Raw genomic sequence first — 16,299 nt, forward strand, 5'->3', positions numbered from 1 at the left:
CCGTGCGGCCGGTCAGCGACCGGCGGCGAACCCGGCGAGGGTGACGAGGACGTCGTCGAGCCAGGCGATCATCATGCGCTCGTACGCGATGCCGCCCCGCAACACGACGTGCTGGAGCTCGTGTTCGGCGTCGGGCGCTCCGTCCGCCGACGGCAGTGGGAAGTCGCGTGCCCGGCCCGCGAGATAACGGGCGAGACGGTCCTCGTGCGCCTTCCGGTGACGCTCGACCTCGCCGATGAGGGCGGCCGGGTCACCGAAGGCGGCGCCACGGACCTTCACCGCCAGGTCGTGCCGCACGCTCTCCGGTTCGGTGCGTTCCTGGAGCCAGGCGCGGAGCGCGTCCCTCCCCGGACCGGCGACGGAGTACTCCTTCTTGTCCGGACGCCCCTGTTGCGGGACATCCCGGACGTCGATCCAGCCGTCGCTGCCCATGCGCTTGAGCACCCGGTAGATCTGCTGGTGTGTGGCCGTCCAGAAGTACCCGATGGACCGCTCGAACCGCCGGGCCAGCTCATAACCGGAGCCCGGCTTCTCCAGCAGGGAAACGAGGATCGCGTGCTCGAGCGCCATGCGCACGATGCTCCTATGCACCTCGTTGCATAGCAACGCTGCCGCGATGAGAATCAGCTCACCCTGAACACGTCATGCAGGTCACAGGAACCGCCGGGCCTCGCACGACCTTCCTCGCCCGGCTCGGCACGGCCGCTCTCCTCTGTGAGATCGATCAGCGCGGGTTCTCGCTGCGAATCGGAGCGCGGACGTCCCGGGACCGCGCGGCGCCCGGCTGCTCGCAGCACGTCCGCGGCACGGGCTACAGGGTGATCCAGTAGCGCCGCTTGACGCCGGCGGCTGTGGAGCGGACGTCCTCCAGGACCCCACCGTTGCGCTCGATGGTGCGGGCCGATGCGGGGTTGTCCTCGTCGCATGTGACGAGGACCCTGTCCAAGCCGAGCGCGCGGGCCTCCGGCAGAACGGCTCCGAGGGCCCACGTGGCCAAGCCCCGTCCGCGGGCGGAGGGCCGAATGCTGTAGCCGATGTGTCCGCCGAGATCGAGCAGAAGAGCGTTCAGGTAGTGCCGTACGTCGACGGCGCCCAGATAGGTACCGCCCTCGACGATCCACCAGTGGGTGGCGTGAACTCGCCCCTCCCCCACGGCAACTGACGTATCCGCCTGGCGCTTCAGTCGCTCCACCCACACCGAGAACGCACCGGGGTCGGTGAGGTCGGTTTCGCCCGCCAGGCGCAGCCCCGTTCCGTCCTGGTGGGCGCCTACAGGCCACTCCTCACGCGCCGCGAGCCATGAGTTCCGTAGCCGGACTGTGGGGGTGGTCAATTCAGGCATACGCGCGACCGTAACACCCGAGCGGAGCGCAGGACCGGCGTCAGTCATCGCCACCGGGACCGGTCGCATCCGACTCAGGCCACGCGGCCCACGCTGGACGGCTCGCGGCCCTGCTAGAGCATGCTGAGTGCCCGCATCGCATCGTGCTCGATGCGCGCGAGTTCATGAAGGACCGAGCCGGCCTGTACGAGGTGTTCCGCGTCGCCGGATTCGCCTGCCGTCGCGATGAGCGCCGCGACCTGTGTCCACAGGGCAGCGGCCTCGGCGTACAGGCGGTGGCCGGTGCGCAGGTGACCGTTCTCGCTCAGTTGGGTGCACTCGGCGAGGAAGTCCCGGTAGAGGGTGCGGAAGAGGGCGCCCCCGGTGCCGGCCTTCTCCGACAGGAGGGCGACCCTTGGCAGGTCCTCCCGCGGATTCTCGCTGCGCTGCAGCCACTTCGGCACCTGTTTCGCGGCCTTCTCGATGCCCCGATGCCCCAGGTTCGCGATGGGCGGATTCAGAAAGGCCTCGGCGCAGGCCTTGATCGCGGGGGTGATCCGGTCCTTCAGCGACGTCAGGCCGGCGGGCACGGCGATGGTGAACGAACGGTGTCTGGCGGTCATGGGACCGCGCTCGGCTCGGGCCCTGGCCAGGCCCGCGAGACTGGTCGAAACGGTCCCGCCCTGCGACTCGGTGTCCACCAGGTAGGCGTGCTGTTCGTCGTAGCCGTAGATGGCCACGAAGTGCCCGCCGAAATGCACCTTGGTGGTGAAGTAGTCCAGGTGGTAGCTGTCGAGTTGGAGACCCACAGGCCGACCGGCGTCGATGGGGCGCGTTACGTTCTGCCAGGCCTTGCGAGGTGAGGTGGTCTCTTCGACGAGTAACTCGAGGCCGAGCAGGGCGGCCAGGTTCCTGGTGAGCTCGAACGGCTTGACCCGGCCGCCCAGGAAGGGAAAGTCCATGCCTTTGGCGTCCCAGTAGACAAAGGACAGTCCGGAGCCGAGCCCGAACAGCATGGGCTCGGACACGTCGAGTCCTTCATGCCGCAGCAGTACGCCGAGCGCCGTCGTCTCGCAGTGCCGCATTCCGCGGCTGTCGATCCCTTCCACCATGGCCATGACCTTGATACTCCTGCCTCACCTGATGACAACAACAGACGACGTGCCAGGGCCCGGGCCCGCTCGCGCGGCCCGGGCCAGCAGCCAGTGCAGCAGAAATCGAGTGATGGACGGGCGTGTTCCGTCACTCATGTGTGGGTGGGCTCGGTATGCCGGGAGTGATCGGCGCGTTTCCCGCCTTGGTTCCGGCCGGTCCCAGGGTGCGACGCGACGGCCGGCACGGGAGTCCTGTCAGCGGATCACGTCGAAGACGTTCTTCTGCAGGCCGTTGGCGTAGACCTCGTGCTCGACCAGCTTCAGCTTCTGGGTGTCCGTGTCCGAGGAGCTGAACAGACGCTTGCCCGCGCCGAGCGGGAGCGGGAAGACGAGCAGGTGGTAACGGTCGATCAGGCCGGCGTCCGAAAGGCTACGGTGCAGGGCGGCGCTGCCGTGGAGGATGATCGGGCCACCCTCGGTCTCCTTCAAGGCGGCAACCTCGTCGAGCGAGCGCAGAATCGTGGTCTCGCCCCAGTTCGACACGAGGTCGTCCTCGGTGAGGGTGCTGGAGACGACGTACTTCGGCATCACCTTGTAGTCGGCGAAATCCTCCATGTTCGGCCACACCGGGCTGAACGCCTCGTAGCCGGCCCGGCCCATCAATACCGCGGTGGCTTCCTGCTGCTCCCGCCCCGTTCCCTCCCGGCGGCTTCGCCGGCCGGCCCGTCCCCGGGAATCAGGAAGGTGCCCGGACCAGGCGCCGGTTACGGCCGCTGAGGAACGTGCCGGTGTCGGGCGAGTGCGGCTACGGCGCGGAAGTCACTGGGTGCTGAGCGGGAGCCGGTAGACGGAGACGTGTGAACGCGACTCGGCCGTGAATTCGGCACCGGCCCAGTCCGCATGCCTGCTCTCCAGTTCGAATCCGGCCAACTGCGCCATGAGATCGAGTTCGGCCGGCCAGACGTAGCGATGCGGACTGCGGAACAGCCGAGCCTGCCCGGTGTCGTCGAACGAGAAGTGGTGCGATACGACCTGCTGACGCAGGACGTCGTAGGTGCCCACGTTGACGTAACCGGGCACGGACTGCCAGGCGACGGCTGCCTGTCCTGGTGGCAGCCTGCGCAAGTCGGGCACCCCGAGCTCGATCACGAACCGCCCACCGGGCAGGAGGTGACGGGCAGCGTTGCGGAAACAGCCGACCTGCTCCGCCTGGGTGAGCAGGTTGGAGAGCGTGTTGTAGACGAGGTAGACCAGGGTGTATCTGCCGGGAGCCAGGGTGGTCGCCATGTCACCCACGATCACGGGAATGGCGGCTTCGTCAGCCTTGGATCGCAACTGCTCCACCATCGGCCGTGACAGTTCGATGCCGGTGACGCGGACTCCTCGCCGAGCGAGGGGAACCGCTACCCGACCGGTTCCGACGGCGAACTCCAGTGCTGCTCCGTCGCCGGCCAGTTCAGCGAGGCGGTCCACAGCCGGCTCCACGACCCCAGGTGCGAACATTCCGGTGCCGGGCGTGTCATAGCGCTGGGCGATGTCGGCGTCCCAAATCATCTCCTGGTCCATTCCGTCAAAGCTCCCCGCTGCCCTGTGCGGTGTCCAACGATTTCTCCGCTCTGCGCAGCCCCAGCCTCTGAAACTCGGAGGCTCCGTGCTCGGTGTGGCGAGGGCGTGGGTCCTTACGGGGCGGGAGTGGGGTGCAGCGGGGTCGGAACCGAGGTTCTGCTGGTTTCTGGGTGCCGAAGGCGGACCAGAGGGCTGTGGTGAGCAGGAGGAGCGCGCCGAAGGCGATGGACCGAGAACACACCCACGCCCAAAGCCGGCAGTGGCAGGTAAAGCCTTGGCCGGTGGGTCGAAGACGGGGCAGGGTCTACCGTACGGCCTGCTACCACCTCACGATCTTCAGGAGCCCACACAACCCCGGATGATCACGCGGTGGCCGGATCCGTTCCCGGCCGGGGCTGACGCAAGGTCGCGGAACCTGAGTGCTGTACCAGTCGGCACTGTCCGCTTCCGACGAGATCAATCGTGTCCGAAACCGGCATCACTCGTGGGTGGTTCAGGCAGCCAGTCGCGGGTCGGGTCGTACTCCAGCCATCGGCTCCGCCCTGCTTCCTCAGCACAGGCGGCGGCGAGCCCGTTCAGCCTTGGGTGTTCGTTTCCGGGGCACCACACCAGCGACCAGGCATACAGCGGCGTGGGATCGAACAGGGGGACGGAGCGCAGTCCTGGGATCTCCGGCAGTGGCACATCAGCGGGCACCAGCGAGAAGCTTCGTGGCTCGCCCGCCACCTCGGCCAGGAAGTGGGCGAGCCCCAGATTGACGCTCGTGGCCGTGTTCTGGATGCCGAATCGGTCGGCGAACCGGTGGAGGAAGTCGAGCCGGTCCAGCGCACCGGGCGCCCACAGCGTGCTGTCGCGCAACTGGTTTGGCTGCAGAGCTGGTTCGGCTGCGAGCGGATGGTCCTCGCTCAGTACGGCGTCCACCGGTTCGAGGCGGACGAGGCGGTGCGCCAGCCCCGCGGGCAGCGGGGGGTGGACACGGCCGAGGGCCGCGTCGATGTCGCCGTGCAGCAGTGCCGTCGCCACCGACGGCAGGTCGCGCCCGTGCCCCAGGGCCAGTTCACCGGCTCGTCCGGCAACCTGGGCCAGCATCCGCATAGGCGCGTAGAGGTGTCCCCAGACGTCTACGCGTAGCGGATGTTCCTTCCCGGACACCGCCGCGACCGCGGCATCGGCGGCAGCCACGGTCTGCCGGGCAGGCGGGAGGAAACGCTGTCCGGCCTCGGTGAGGCGTACTCCGTTGCCGCCGCGCTGGAAGAGCTCGGCGCCGAGCAGGGATTCCAGCCGTGCGATCCTCTTGGACAGCGCCTGCTGGGAGATCGCGAGTGTCCCGGCCGCCCGGCCGAAGTGCAGCTCTTCGGCGGTGCACACGAAGGCACGTACCTGCGCCACGTCGAGATCCATGGCTCCCACCATAGGTGACAACCAAAAGTTGTCGGCTTTGCTTGTTCGTTGTTGGATAGCAGGGCGGCCACAGAGGTTGCATCCTCTCCATGCAAAGACTGATTCCCACAGGAGAAGCGGCGCGCCCGGTCGCCTTCGCCGAGGTCTCCCAGCCCGTGCCGGAGCCCGGTCAGGCACTGATCAAAGTTGAGGCGTTCGCCCCGAACCGGGGCGAGACATTCCTTCTCGAACGCCCCCTGCCGGAGGCGCTGCCTGGCAAGGACATCGCAGGGCTCGTCGTGCAGGCGGCAGCCGATGGCTCCGGCCCCGACATCGGTACCCGCGTCGTCGGACACCCGGCGCAGGGCGGCTGGGCCGAGTACGCCGCCGTGCCCACGCACTCGCTCGCGGTGCTCCCGGACAGCATCGACAGCGCGCGGGCGGCGGCTCTTCCCCTGGCCGGTATCACCGCCCTGCGGCTGCTGCGCACGGCCGGTTCCCTGACCGGCCGACGGGTGCTGCTGACCGGCGCTTCAGGTGGCGTCGGCCACTATGTCACCGAGCTGGCCGTGGGGGCCGGAGCGGTGGTGACCGCGGTGACGGCCACACCGGTGCGCGGCGAGCGGCTCGCGGCGCTGGGCGCGCGGGTGGTGCACGAGGTCGCGACGGCTGAGGGACCGTTCGATGTCGTGCTGGAGTCAACAGGTGGGCCGGATCTGCCGCTCGCCCTGTCGAAGGTGCGCCCGGGCGGCCTGCTCATCTGGTTCGGCCAGGCGAGCCGCACCCCGGTGACCCTCGACTTCTTCCACCTCCTCGGCGGGCCCGAGCGCGTGACGATCCAGCACTTCCACTACGCCGGCGCCCCGTACGGCTGCGATCTCTCGGCCCTGGTGAGCTTGGTGGAGCAGGACCGCTTGCACCCGGAGATCGGTCGCATCGCCGACTGGGCACAGACCGCCGAGACCCTGGTCGACCTGCGAGAGCGCCGGATACGCGGCAAAGCTGTCCTGCTGACTGGAGGAGCACGATGACCCCCACCGAGTTCGCCGCCGCCCAGCGGACCCGTGCCACCGGCGCAGGCGTGGACCCTCACGAGTACCAGCGCATCACCGATGGCCTCACCTCCGTCGCCGACTGGGGCCCGGCCTTCCTTCGCACCGGACACAGGTACCTCCAGCGCGCAGAGGACGCGGGATCAGTCCGCTCAGCGGGCGAGTACCTGCTGGCGGCGGCCCGGTGGTTCCACCTGGCCACCCTGGCGCCGTACGCGGAAGCGCATCGTGCTGCCGTCGAGTCCGATCACGCCTTGAGCAGAGCCCTCACGATCCTGGAGCCCGGTGCGCGGCGGGTGAGCGGTGAGGGATTCACCGGCTGGCTGCGCGGCCCCTCCGACGCGCCGGGGACCGTGGTCGTCGTCCCCGGCCTGGACTCGGCCAAGGAGGAGTTCCTCGATCTCGTGTCCGCACTGCTGGACCGAGGGCTGGCGGTGTTCGCGATGGACGGTCCCGGACAGGGCGTGCTCGCGGCCGGCACGACATTCGTGCCGGACTACGAGCGGGTCGTGGGCCGGGCCATCGATGCCCTCGGCGTCACACGCATCGGGCTCGTCGGCCTGAGTCTGGGCGGCTATTTCGCGGCCAGGGCCGCGGCGCTCGATCCGCGCGTGGCAGCCGTCGCCACCGTCAGCGGTCCGTTCCGCCTGGAATGGGAGGCGCTACCCCAGCCGGTACGGGACATCATGGCCCAACGTGCCGGAGGAGCCGGTGCCGCGCAGGAGTTCGTACAGCACGTGGACCTCGCCGCCCTGGCGCCCCGCATCGCCGCCCCGCTGCTGGTCGTGGACGGCGGCCAGGACGTCATCCCCGGCGTGACGAACGGCGAGTTCCTGGCCCGGCTGGCACCGCATGGCACGTACCTGTCCGTTCCCCACGGCGACCACCTCCTCGGAAACGCGCGGCCGGATTGGCTGCCCCACCTCAGCGACCACATCGCGCACACCCTGACGGGAACACCGGCATGAACCGCTCTACCGGGAAGACCGTCCTCATCACCGGCGGCACCAGCGGCGCCGGGCTCGTGACCGCACACCGCCTCGTTGCCGAAGGCGCCCACGTCATCGTCACCGGCCGCACCCGCGCACGGCTGGACTCCGCCGTCCACCAGCTCGGTCCCGTGCCTCGGGGATCGTGGCCGACGCCGCCTACCTCGGCGCAGTGGACACGCTGATGGAGACCGGCCGGACCGCCGCGGCCGGCTGGACAGCCTCTTCATGAACGCCGGCACCGACACGTTCCCGCCGTTCGAGAACACCGATCAGGTGAGCTTGAAGAAGAGGGTGTCCTGGGTGTACCAGCTGATGTTCTTCGTTGCGTACTCCCACTCGGTGTGCTCGGTCTCGAGCTTTTCGATCAGCTCTTCCACGTCGTAGCGCAAGTCAGGGGCCATCCGGTCCAGGACGGCACGGTAGGCCTCGGCGGCGGGCTTGGTCTGGGCGAGCGGCAGATGACCGATGGCGGGGTAGCCGTCGATCGAGTGCGGTATGAACGGGAAGCCGGCGGGCAACCCGCCGTAGAGATAGCCGTGGGGCAGCAGGTCGGCGGGGACGCCGAGGCGTCGCATCTCGTCGTCGACCAGGCCGAAGAAGGTCGCGGGCTTCGCATAGGTGCCCAGCTGCATCGAGTCGGACGCGTTGTGGTCGATGACGTGCTGCACAGCGCAGTTGTAGGCGTTGCCCGCACACTCCGCATCCGAGTCGGTGCGCCCGGCGATGAGGTGATCGAGAGCGTCGGGGACGGAGATGCCCCAGTCGACGCCCTGACGGTCAAGGTCGTCCTGGGTGGCCTGCGCGGCCTTGCGCATCGCGTCGAGGCGGCGGCGTCGGTCTGCGCTCAGATCGCCGTTGCTGCCCAGATAGGCGAGGACGTCGGCTTTGTCTGCGGTGGAGTACGCGATGTTGTGACTCATGATCACCATGGTGCCAAACGGCACTGACATCCGCTGATGCCTACCCCACGCGACGTCGACCAGGGCCACCCGCACACTGCGGCCCCGTGGGCGCCGGCGCGCTGTACGCGCTCACGCCGGGCACGGCCTCACCGCGCACCGTGAGGCGAACAGGGTGATCCATCCCGCCTTGAATCGTCGGCGGGACTTCGTCGTGCCGATCGCGCGGGACCATGTGGCCGAGCCGACCGATTCGACGGTCCTCGCGGTGACCGACCACAAGCCGAGCCGCTGCCCACCAAGCCGGTACTGACGGGGACGGTACTCGGCAGGCGGTGGGCACGACGTACGAGGGATCGTGAGCACCCCTTTGTGCAGAGTCCCGTCTGCCGACGACGGAAAATCGTGCCCGTCGCCGGAAAACACATGGGAGCCTGTCGGGTACGTGCATTGCATGCAGAGGACGGGGACTGAGTTGCCCCTCGGCAGGGGGTTCTCATGGAGTCGACGCGGCGGCGAGCAACTCGACGCACTCTCATAGCCGTTGCGGCCTGCGTCGCCATGACCGGCGTTTCAGGGTGCACGGTGCCCATCGATGCCGTGGCCGGTATCTCGGTGACCGACGACGGTCGCCTGCTCGGCGTCCTGATGGTCTGCGGGCATCGGATCGACGGCGCGACGCTCTACGTGGATGACGCCGATGCCGACGACACGACGACGGTCGGTTCGTGGACCGCTGACCGCCCTCTCCTGGCCGGTCTCGCCACTTGGCCTCTGGAGCCTCCTACCGTCGGCTGGACCGCGACCACTCCCCTTGCTCCGCTGACCGTCAGGACCACCTACGCCCTCTACGGCTGGACGGAGGACGACTCATGGTCGTCGACGCACGTCACCTTCACACTGACCGACCGTGACCGACTCACCCCGGGAAAAGTCCTTTACCAGAGCATCTCCGACGACGGCGAGGAATCCACCACCACCGTCTCCCTCACGGAGTTCAAGCGCGAAGCCTGCCGGCACGACTGACCCCACCGCGGTTCCGGCCTGGAATCGACTGCCTCCCCCGCCCTACCAGGGCAGTGAGCCTTGGCATGACGTGGGGTCGATCAACGGGTCGGTATGCGTGGCACTTTGGGAGGGCGTCTTCAGGCCGGTGGAAGTGGGGCACCATCGTGCCGCCGGAGCACGAACCGGGTCGTGCGGAGGGGCGGGGCTGCTCCGGTGTGCCGGAGCAGCCCTCCGCCCGCACTCCGGTCAGCCGGAGGCCAGGCGGTTCTTGAGTCCCTGTCCGTAAGCGGTCGGGGTCCCGTTGTAGTCGGTGATGAGCGACGGGCCGGACTTGCAGTCCCACGTGTTCCAGGTCCAGCCCAGGTAGCCGAGATCCCGGCTGTCCAGCCAGTTCATGAGGGTGTCGATGTAGCCGTGGGCGCAGTCGTTCTGGCCGATCTCTCCGACCACCAGCGGGTAGCGGGCGGCAACGGGCGCGATCTGGGAGTCCCAGCAGCTCTGGGTGTTGCAGTTGTTGAAGTTGTACGAGTGCCAGGACACCACGAGCTTTCCTGCCGGGTCCGAGGGTGCGTACGTCAGCCACCCCGACAGGTCGTTGGAGTAGTTGATGCCGCCAACCATGATGGAGTTGGTCGCGCCGGTGGACCGCACGGCGTTGATGAGGGTCTGCATGCCGGCCACGGAGTAGAGGAAGCCGATGCAGGCCGGACCGCCATCGCGCCAGCACTTCCACGAGGCGTTGTGGTCGAACATCACCAGGTTCGGGAAGGGTTCGTTGAACAGGTCGAAGACGACGGCCTGGTCGCCCTTGAAGGTGTTGGCCACCGACTTCCAGAAGTCCGGGGTGTGGTCGCTGTTGGGCATGGGTTTCTGGCACTGCGAGGCATACGTCCAGCAACTGGAGCCGAAGCCTATGTGGACACCGCTGCTCCAGTGCAGTTCGAGGATGACGTACAGGCCGGCCCGGCGGAGCCGGGAGACGTAATCGGAGATGGCGTTACGGTAATCCGTGCCGCTGTAGGCGGAGTTGACGCCGTTGATGCCGAGCCAGCAGTCCTCGTTGAGCGGCACGCGGACGACGTTGGCCTGCCAGTTCTTGATCGCCTGGATCGAGTCGCTGTCAGCGGGGCCGTCGAAAATGCCTCGGTTCTGCACGCACATGAACTCGGTGCCGGAGCGGTTGACTCCACGCAGTCTGGTGGGCAACGCCGAGGCGGAGGCGGAGGCGGCATGCCCGGTGACGGACGTACCGCGGGCAGCCTGTGCCGCGGACGCCGGCTCGGGCACGAGCAGCGCTCCGATCAGGCTCAACAGCGTGGCGAGAACGCCTGCTGCCCAGCGGCTTCCAGCAGTGGAGTGACGAACTCTCATCGTGTCTCCCGACGGGGGGCGGTGCGTGGGGCGCATCCCGTATGCGCCCCACGCCGGGGAAATCGGGGTGCGAGGTTGCTCAGCGGAAAACGGACGCCGTGGTCGCCGCGGGCTCCCGCAAGAGACGCGCCATGGTCGGGTGGCGTCGGCGGGGCCATTGTTCCATCTCGCGACCACCAACTCCGTTGAGACAACTGCCACGATACCCGCGGGGCTCCACGCGTCAGTGGGGTCTGTCTGCATGAACGGGAATGGGAGTCCCCAGGATCTCCCCGCGACAGCCCTGAACGCGCGCGCTACTCGACAGTCTCGCCTCCGCTGACCAGGTGGAGATCGGGGCGGGCGACCAGGTCTCGGAAGCGACCATCAGCGAGGCCGTGGCACCCGCTGGCCGACGCAGCTGGGAAGCACACCGTGGATGCCTGTTGTGTCCGGCGGCAAGCCCCCGGGGTCCACTCGGCGGCGTGCAGTTCGACGCCTTCACTGCGCAGGTTCATCGTGGGGCGCTGCCCACGTGGATGCCGCGGCGATACCGAGGGCGCCGAGCCGCAGCGCGCAGGTGAGCGCTGCGGCTATGTCATGGCCTCAATCCTGCTCCGGTTCATCCTGTTGTCGGCCAAGGCCCGAACCGGCTGGGTCCACTGGAGCGGATTCACTCCAAGCCTGCGGTCACGGCCACATACTGACGCTCCGGCGGCCAGAGGCCGAACTGACATGCCTCGCATTGCCGTCGGGATCGGCCGCCAGCAGCGGCACCAGACACGGACCCGACACTCGCCGCAGAACCTGCACCTCGCGCCGGAATCGGGCCCGGAAGTGGTCATCTGCGGCCTGCCCGGCCTTCACCGCTACCCGCTCCCCGACCGCGGCGTACACGGTGCACATCCCACCCGTGCCCAGCACCCGACCACCCGGAGACTCCCGATCCGAGCCGGTCCGAAGCACGACGAGCGGCAATCCACGACACGAACAAGACCCCCGCCGAGAGCAACTATGGACGAGATGTGAACCCTAGCGGGGATCGCCGACGCCACGCGCCAGTCGGCATCAGATGAGATCCACCCATGCCATGCCCGCCCAGCCGGACCCCTACCATGTCGGTCGACCCAGCGACTCGACAACGCCATCAGAGCATGAAGACCCCTTCAATGACGCCCTGCTGCTCCTGGCGGTGTCGCTTCGCAGAGCCCACCGCAGGGGCGGAGCTGTGCGGGCGGGAGATGCGCCGCAGGCGCTCGCCGTGCGGGACGTCCGCGCCGACCGCCAGGTCCAAGTGGTCGATCAGGTTGAGGGCGATGTAGGGCCAGGCGCCCTGGTTCGCCGGCTCCTCCTGGGCCCACAGGTACTTCTCGACGTTCGGGTACTTGGCGATCTCCTCCTGGAGCTCGGCGCCCGGCAGTGGGTACAGGCGCTCGACGCGGACGATCGCGATGTCCGTGGCGCCACGCTTGGTGCGCTCGGCCTCCAGGTCGTAGTACAGCTTGCCCGCCACGAAGACGACCTTCCTGACCGCGGCCGCGTCCACCCTCGTGTCGCCGATGACCGGGCGGAACTGGCCCGACGTGAACTCCTCCGCCTTCGACGCGGCGGCCTTCAGCCGCAGCATCGACTTCGGGGTGAAGACGACCAGCGGCTTGTGGTGCGGGTTGTGCACCTGCCACCGCAGGAGGTGGAAGTAGTTCGACGGGAGCGTCGGCATCGCGACCGTCATGTTGTTCTGGGCGCAGAGCTGGAGGAAGCGCTCGACGCGGGCCGAGGAGTGGTCCGGGCCCTGGCCCTCGTAGCCGTGCGGGAGGAGGAGCGTCACACCGCTCGTCTGGCCCCACTTCTGCTCGGCGGCCGAGATGTACTCGTCGACGACCGTCTGCGCGCCGTTGACGAAGTCGCCGAACTGCGCCTCCCACATCACGAGCGCGTCGGGGCGGGCCAGCGAGTAGCCGTACTCGAAGCCCATGACCGCGTACTCGGACAGCAGGGAGTTGTAGACGTTGTAGCGCGCCTGCTCGTCGGCGAGGTACTGGAGCGGGGTGTGCTCCTCGCCCGTCTCACGGTCGATGAGGACCGCGTGGCGCTGGCCGAAGGTGCCGCGCTGGGAGTCCTGGCCGGACAGCCGGACCGGCGTGCCCTCCAGGAGGAGGGAGCCGACCGCGAGGGTCTCGCCCATGCCCCAGTCGATCGTGCCGTCCTCGACCATCGACGCCCGGCGCTGCAGCTGCGGCAGCAGACGCGGGTGGACGTGGAAGTAGTCGGGGATGTTGACCTGCGACTCGGCGATCCGCTTGACGGTCTCCGCGGAGATCGCGGTGTTCACGGCGACCGGGAACTCCGCCTGCGGGTCCGACACCGGGCCCGCGCTCGGCTGGGCGGTGACGGCCTCGCGGACCTCGGTGAAGACCTTCTCCAGCTGCCCCTGGTAGTCCTGCAGCGCCTGCTCGGCCTCTTCCAGGGTGATGTCGCCGCGACCGATCAGGGACTCGGTGTAGAGCTTGCGCACCGAGCGCTTCTTGTCGATCAGGTCGTACATCAGCGGCTGGGTGAAGGCCGGGTTGTCCGACTCGTTGTGACCGCGGCGGCGGTAGCAGATGAGGTCGATCACCACGTCCTTGTTGAACGCCTGGCGGAACTCGAAGGCGAGCCGCGCGACGCGTACCACGGCCTCCGGGTCGTCGCCGTTCACGTGGAAGATCGGGGCCTCGATCATGCGCGCCACGTCGGTGGCGTACATCGACGAGCGCGAGGACTCCGGGGCGGCCGTGAAGCCGACCTGGTTGTTGATGACGATGTGGACCGTGCCGCCGGTGCGGTAGCCGCGCAGCTGCGACATGTTCAGGGTCTCGGCCACCACGCCCTGGCCCGCGAAGGCGGCGTCGCCGTGCAGGGCGACCGGCAGGACCGTGAAGTCCGACCCGCCCTTGTTGATGATGTCCTGCTTGGCGCGGGCGATGCCCTCGATGACCGGGTCGACCGTCTCCAGGTGGGAGGGGTTCGCGGCCAGCGAGACCTTGATCTGCTCGCCGTCCAGGCCGGTGAAGGTCCCCTCGGCGCCCAGGTGGTACTTCACGTCGCCGGAGCCGTGCATCGACTTCCGGTCGAGGTTGCCCTCGAACTCGCGGAAGATCTGCGCGTACGACTTGCCGACGATGTTCGCCAGGACGTTCAGCCGGCCGCGGTGGGCCATGCCGATGACGACCTCGTCCAGGCGGGACTCGGCGGCCGAGTCCAGGACCGCGTCCAACAGCGGGATGACGGACTCGCCGCCCTCCAGGGAGAACCTTCGCTGGCCGACGTACTTCGTCTGCAGGAAGGTCTCGAAGGCCTCCGCCGCGTTCAGCCGGCGCAGGATGCGCAGCTGCTCCTCGCGCTCCGGCTTGGTGTGCGGGCGCTCCACGCGGTCCTGGATCCAGCGGCGCTGCTTCGGGTCCTGGATGTGCATGAACTCGACGCCGGTGGTGCGGCAGTACGAGTCGCGCAGCACGCCCAGGATGTCGCGCAGCTTCATCATCGACTTGCCGGCGAAACCACCGACCGCGAACTCGCGCTCCAGGTCCCACAGGGTGAGCCCGTGCTCCACGATGTCCAGGTCGGGATGCTTGCGCTGCTTGTACTCCAGCGGGTCGGTGTCGGCCATGACGTGGCCGCGGACCCGGTAGGAGTGGATCAGCTCGAAGACCCGGGCGGCCTTGGCAACGTCGTCGTGCGCGTCAGCCACGTCGGCGACCCAGCGCACCGGTTCGTAGGGTATGCGCAGCGACGTGAAGACCTCGTCGTAGAAGCCGTCCTCGCCGAGCAGCAGTTGGTGCATGGTCCGCAGGAACTCGCCGGAGGCGGCGCCCTGGATCACCCGATGGTCGTACGTAGACGTCAGGGTCATGGTCTTCGAGACGCCGAGCCTGTTCAGTGTGTCCTGGGAGGTGCCCTGGAACTCGGCCGGGTACTCCATCGCGCCGACGACCACGATCGTTCCCTGGGCCTGCCGCAGGCGCGGCACCGCGTGGACCGTGCCGATGGCACCGAGGTTGGCGAGCGTCAGGGTGACCCCGGTGCGGTCCTCCGGGGTGAGCCGGCTCTCCCGAGCCCGGGCTACGGCGGCCTCGCAGCTCTGCCAGAACGTCCTGAAGTCCATCGTCTCGGCCTGCTCGATGACCACGACGTCCATCCGGTGCGCGCCGTTCGGCTCCACCACGTCGACGGCCAGGCCGAGGTTGATGTGCTCGGGCTTGACCAGGGTGGGCTTGCCGTCCCGCACCGTGTAGCCGTGGTTCATGCCCGGATGGAGCCGCGCCGCGCGTACCAGAGCGTATCCGACGAGGTGCGTGACGGACGTCTTCCCGCCACGGGCTCGCTTGAGATGGTTGTCGATGACGATCCGGTTGTCGATCAGTAACTTGGCGGGAAACGCCCGTACCGATGTCGCCGTGGGAATGTCCGGGGAGGAGTCGCCGGTGAGGGCCGGGATCCGCTCCGGCGCGATGGCGGGGGCGGTCGAAGCGTCGGGGATCAACCTGCCGCCGGTGGCCTCGGACCGGGTCCCGACGCCCGCTCTCTGAGAACCGAAGAATTCACGCCAGGACAGATCGACCGAATCGGGGTCCTCGCGGTACTGCTGGCGGATTTCTTCGACGACCCACTCGTTGGCGCCGAAACTCTGAATCGGAACTGATCCCTCACGCATCGGTGTTCAACTTCCGTCGGTAACGAAAATCTCTCCGCGGAGACCACTCCGCGCTTCCGTTGATTTGCAGTAATCGGCCAGCAGAATAGGACCGGCTGCGGTTAGCCTGCAACTGCCGAGTTCCACACCCACAAGGAGCACCCATGACCGCTGCAGCACTCGACTACGACGCCTGGATACGGACGTTCGACGCAGGTTCGGAAAGCGGATCCGCAGTCCCCGGACTTCGCCTCGTATGCTTCCCGCACGCCGGGGGATCAGCAAGCTTCTACTTCCCGTACGCCAAACTCCTGCGGCCCGGAATCGAGGTATTGGCGGTGCAGTATCCGGGGCGGCAGGACCGGCGCGGAGAGCCTTGCCTGGACACGATCGGCGCGTTGGCGGACCGGGCGGCCGAGGTGCTGAGGATGCGTCACCCGGTCGAGCCCCTGGCGTTTTTCGGCCACAGTATGGGCGCCGCAGTGGCATTCGAGACGGCCCGGCGGCTGGAGGACAGGCCGGGTCCGCGGGTGCTGCGCCTCTTTGCCTCGGGCCGGCGGGCACCCAGCGTCTTCCGGCCGGAATTCGTGCACCGCAAGGACGACGACGGGCTGGTCACCGAGCTGCAGGCGCTCAGCGGTACTCATCCCGCGCTGCTCACCGATCCCGAACTGCGTGCCCTGGTTCTCCCGACGATCCGGTCCGACTACCGGGCCATCGAGACCTACCGGTGTGCGCCGGGGGCCTCGGTCGCCTGCCCGGTGACCGTGCTGATCGGGGACGCCGACCCAAGGGTCTCGGAGGCGGACGCCCTCCCCTGGGAGGAGCACACCAGCTGCGCTTGCGACCTGCAGGTGCTGCCGGGCGGCCATTTCTATCTGGAGCAGCAGAGGGATGCCGTCGTAGCCCGGATTCGGGCGGCGCTGCGCGAGCACATGTGAGCCGGGACCCGCCCGCCTCGGCGC

At 68.4% G+C, this 16,299-nt stretch carries 13 protein-coding genes and 1 pseudogene; 5 read left to right on the forward strand and 9 right to left on the reverse strand.

From position 1 onward, the window contains the following. Positions 1-12: 12 nt before the first annotated feature. The 6 genes and pseudogenes from QF032_RS01050 to QF032_RS01075 all read right to left on the reverse strand — a co-directional run bounded on the left by QF032_RS01050 (position 13) and on the right by QF032_RS01075 (position 5,382). Entirely contained in the window at positions 13-570 is a 558-nt protein-coding gene (locus QF032_RS01050) for a PadR family transcriptional regulator (RefSeq protein WP_307054436.1), read from the reverse strand. 241 nt (positions 571-811) lie between these two features. After that, a complete protein-coding gene (locus QF032_RS01055) occupies positions 812-1,342 on the reverse strand; it encodes a GNAT family N-acetyltransferase (RefSeq protein WP_307039143.1) in 531 nt (176 codons plus the stop codon). Between the two features lie 113 nt (positions 1,343-1,455). After that, positions 1,456-2,439 carry a BtrH N-terminal domain-containing protein gene (locus QF032_RS01060; protein ID WP_307054438.1) on the reverse strand — a complete coding sequence of 328 codons (984 nt, stop codon included), beginning with the start codon at positions 2,437-2,439 and terminating at the stop codon, positions 1,456-1,458. Between the two features lie 231 nt (positions 2,440-2,670). Next, a pseudogene (locus QF032_RS01065) lies at positions 2,671-3,111 on the reverse strand (dihydrofolate reductase family protein); the annotation flags it as partial. Between the two features lie 123 nt (positions 3,112-3,234). Further along, positions 3,235-3,981, reverse strand: a complete 747-nt coding sequence (locus QF032_RS01070) for a class I SAM-dependent methyltransferase (RefSeq protein ID WP_307039147.1) — start codon at positions 3,979-3,981, stop codon at positions 3,235-3,237. 456 nt (positions 3,982-4,437) lie between these two features. Beyond that, positions 4,438-5,382: a LysR family transcriptional regulator gene (locus QF032_RS01075; RefSeq protein ID WP_307039148.1), complete on the reverse strand. Its 945-nt coding sequence runs from the start codon at positions 5,380-5,382 to the stop codon at positions 4,438-4,440. Positions 5,383-5,471: 89 nt separating this feature from the next. On the opposite strand from QF032_RS01075, the gene QF032_RS01080 reads away from it, so the two are divergent. From QF032_RS01080 to QF032_RS01090, 3 genes are read left to right on the forward strand one after another with little or no spacing between them, the layout of a single operon-like run. After that, positions 5,472-6,392: a zinc-binding dehydrogenase gene (locus QF032_RS01080; protein ID WP_307054440.1), complete on the forward strand. Its 921-nt coding sequence runs from the start codon at positions 5,472-5,474 to the stop codon at positions 6,390-6,392. Continuing rightward, the gene (locus QF032_RS01085; RefSeq protein ID WP_307039151.1) at positions 6,389-7,381 is read left to right on the forward strand and encodes an alpha/beta hydrolase family protein; all 993 of its coding nucleotides are present in this window, start codon (positions 6,389-6,391) and stop codon (positions 7,379-7,381) included. The genes QF032_RS01080 and QF032_RS01085 overlap by 4 nt, the downstream gene beginning before the upstream one ends. Beyond that, positions 7,378-7,587, forward strand: coding sequence for an SDR family NAD(P)-dependent oxidoreductase (locus QF032_RS01090; protein ID WP_307054442.1), 210 nt, complete (start codon positions 7,378-7,380; stop codon positions 7,585-7,587). Before QF032_RS01085 ends, QF032_RS01090 begins: the two co-directional genes overlap by 4 nt. An 87-nt stretch (positions 7,588-7,674) precedes the next feature. Here QF032_RS01090 and QF032_RS01095 read toward each other — a convergent pair whose 3' ends face one another. Further along, positions 7,675-8,325, reverse strand: a complete 651-nt coding sequence (locus QF032_RS01095) for a DUF7691 family protein (protein ID WP_307054445.1) — start codon at positions 8,323-8,325, stop codon at positions 7,675-7,677. Between the two features lie 477 nt (positions 8,326-8,802). Between QF032_RS01095 and QF032_RS01100 the strand changes: the two genes are divergently transcribed. After that, positions 8,803-9,330, forward strand: coding sequence for a hypothetical protein (locus tag QF032_RS01100; protein ID WP_307039156.1), 528 nt, complete (start codon positions 8,803-8,805; stop codon positions 9,328-9,330). Positions 9,331-9,558: 228 nt separating this feature from the next. Here the strand turns inward: QF032_RS01100 and QF032_RS01105 are convergent, their stop codons facing one another. Beyond that, on the reverse strand, positions 9,559-10,683 hold the full coding sequence (locus QF032_RS01105; RefSeq protein ID WP_307039158.1) for a glycoside hydrolase family 5 protein: 1,125 nt from the start codon (positions 10,681-10,683) through the stop codon (positions 9,559-9,561). A gap of 1,126 nt (positions 10,684-11,809) precedes the next feature. After that, the gene (locus QF032_RS01110; RefSeq protein WP_307054447.1) at positions 11,810-15,355 is read right to left on the reverse strand and encodes a multifunctional oxoglutarate decarboxylase/oxoglutarate dehydrogenase thiamine pyrophosphate-binding subunit/dihydrolipoyllysine-residue succinyltransferase subunit; all 3,546 of its coding nucleotides are present in this window, start codon (positions 15,353-15,355) and stop codon (positions 11,810-11,812) included. Positions 15,356-15,498: 143 nt separating this feature from the next. Between QF032_RS01110 and QF032_RS01115 the strand changes: the two genes are divergently transcribed. Further along, positions 15,499-16,275 carry a thioesterase II family protein gene (locus QF032_RS01115; RefSeq protein WP_307039162.1) on the forward strand — a complete coding sequence of 259 codons (777 nt, stop codon included), beginning with the start codon at positions 15,499-15,501 and terminating at the stop codon, positions 16,273-16,275. The last annotated feature ends 24 nt before the right edge of the window (positions 16,276-16,299 follow it).

The sequence above is a fragment of the Streptomyces achromogenes genome (genome assembly GCF_030816715.1).
GTDB lineage: Bacteria > Actinomycetota > Actinomycetes > Streptomycetales > Streptomycetaceae > Streptomyces > Streptomyces achromogenes_A.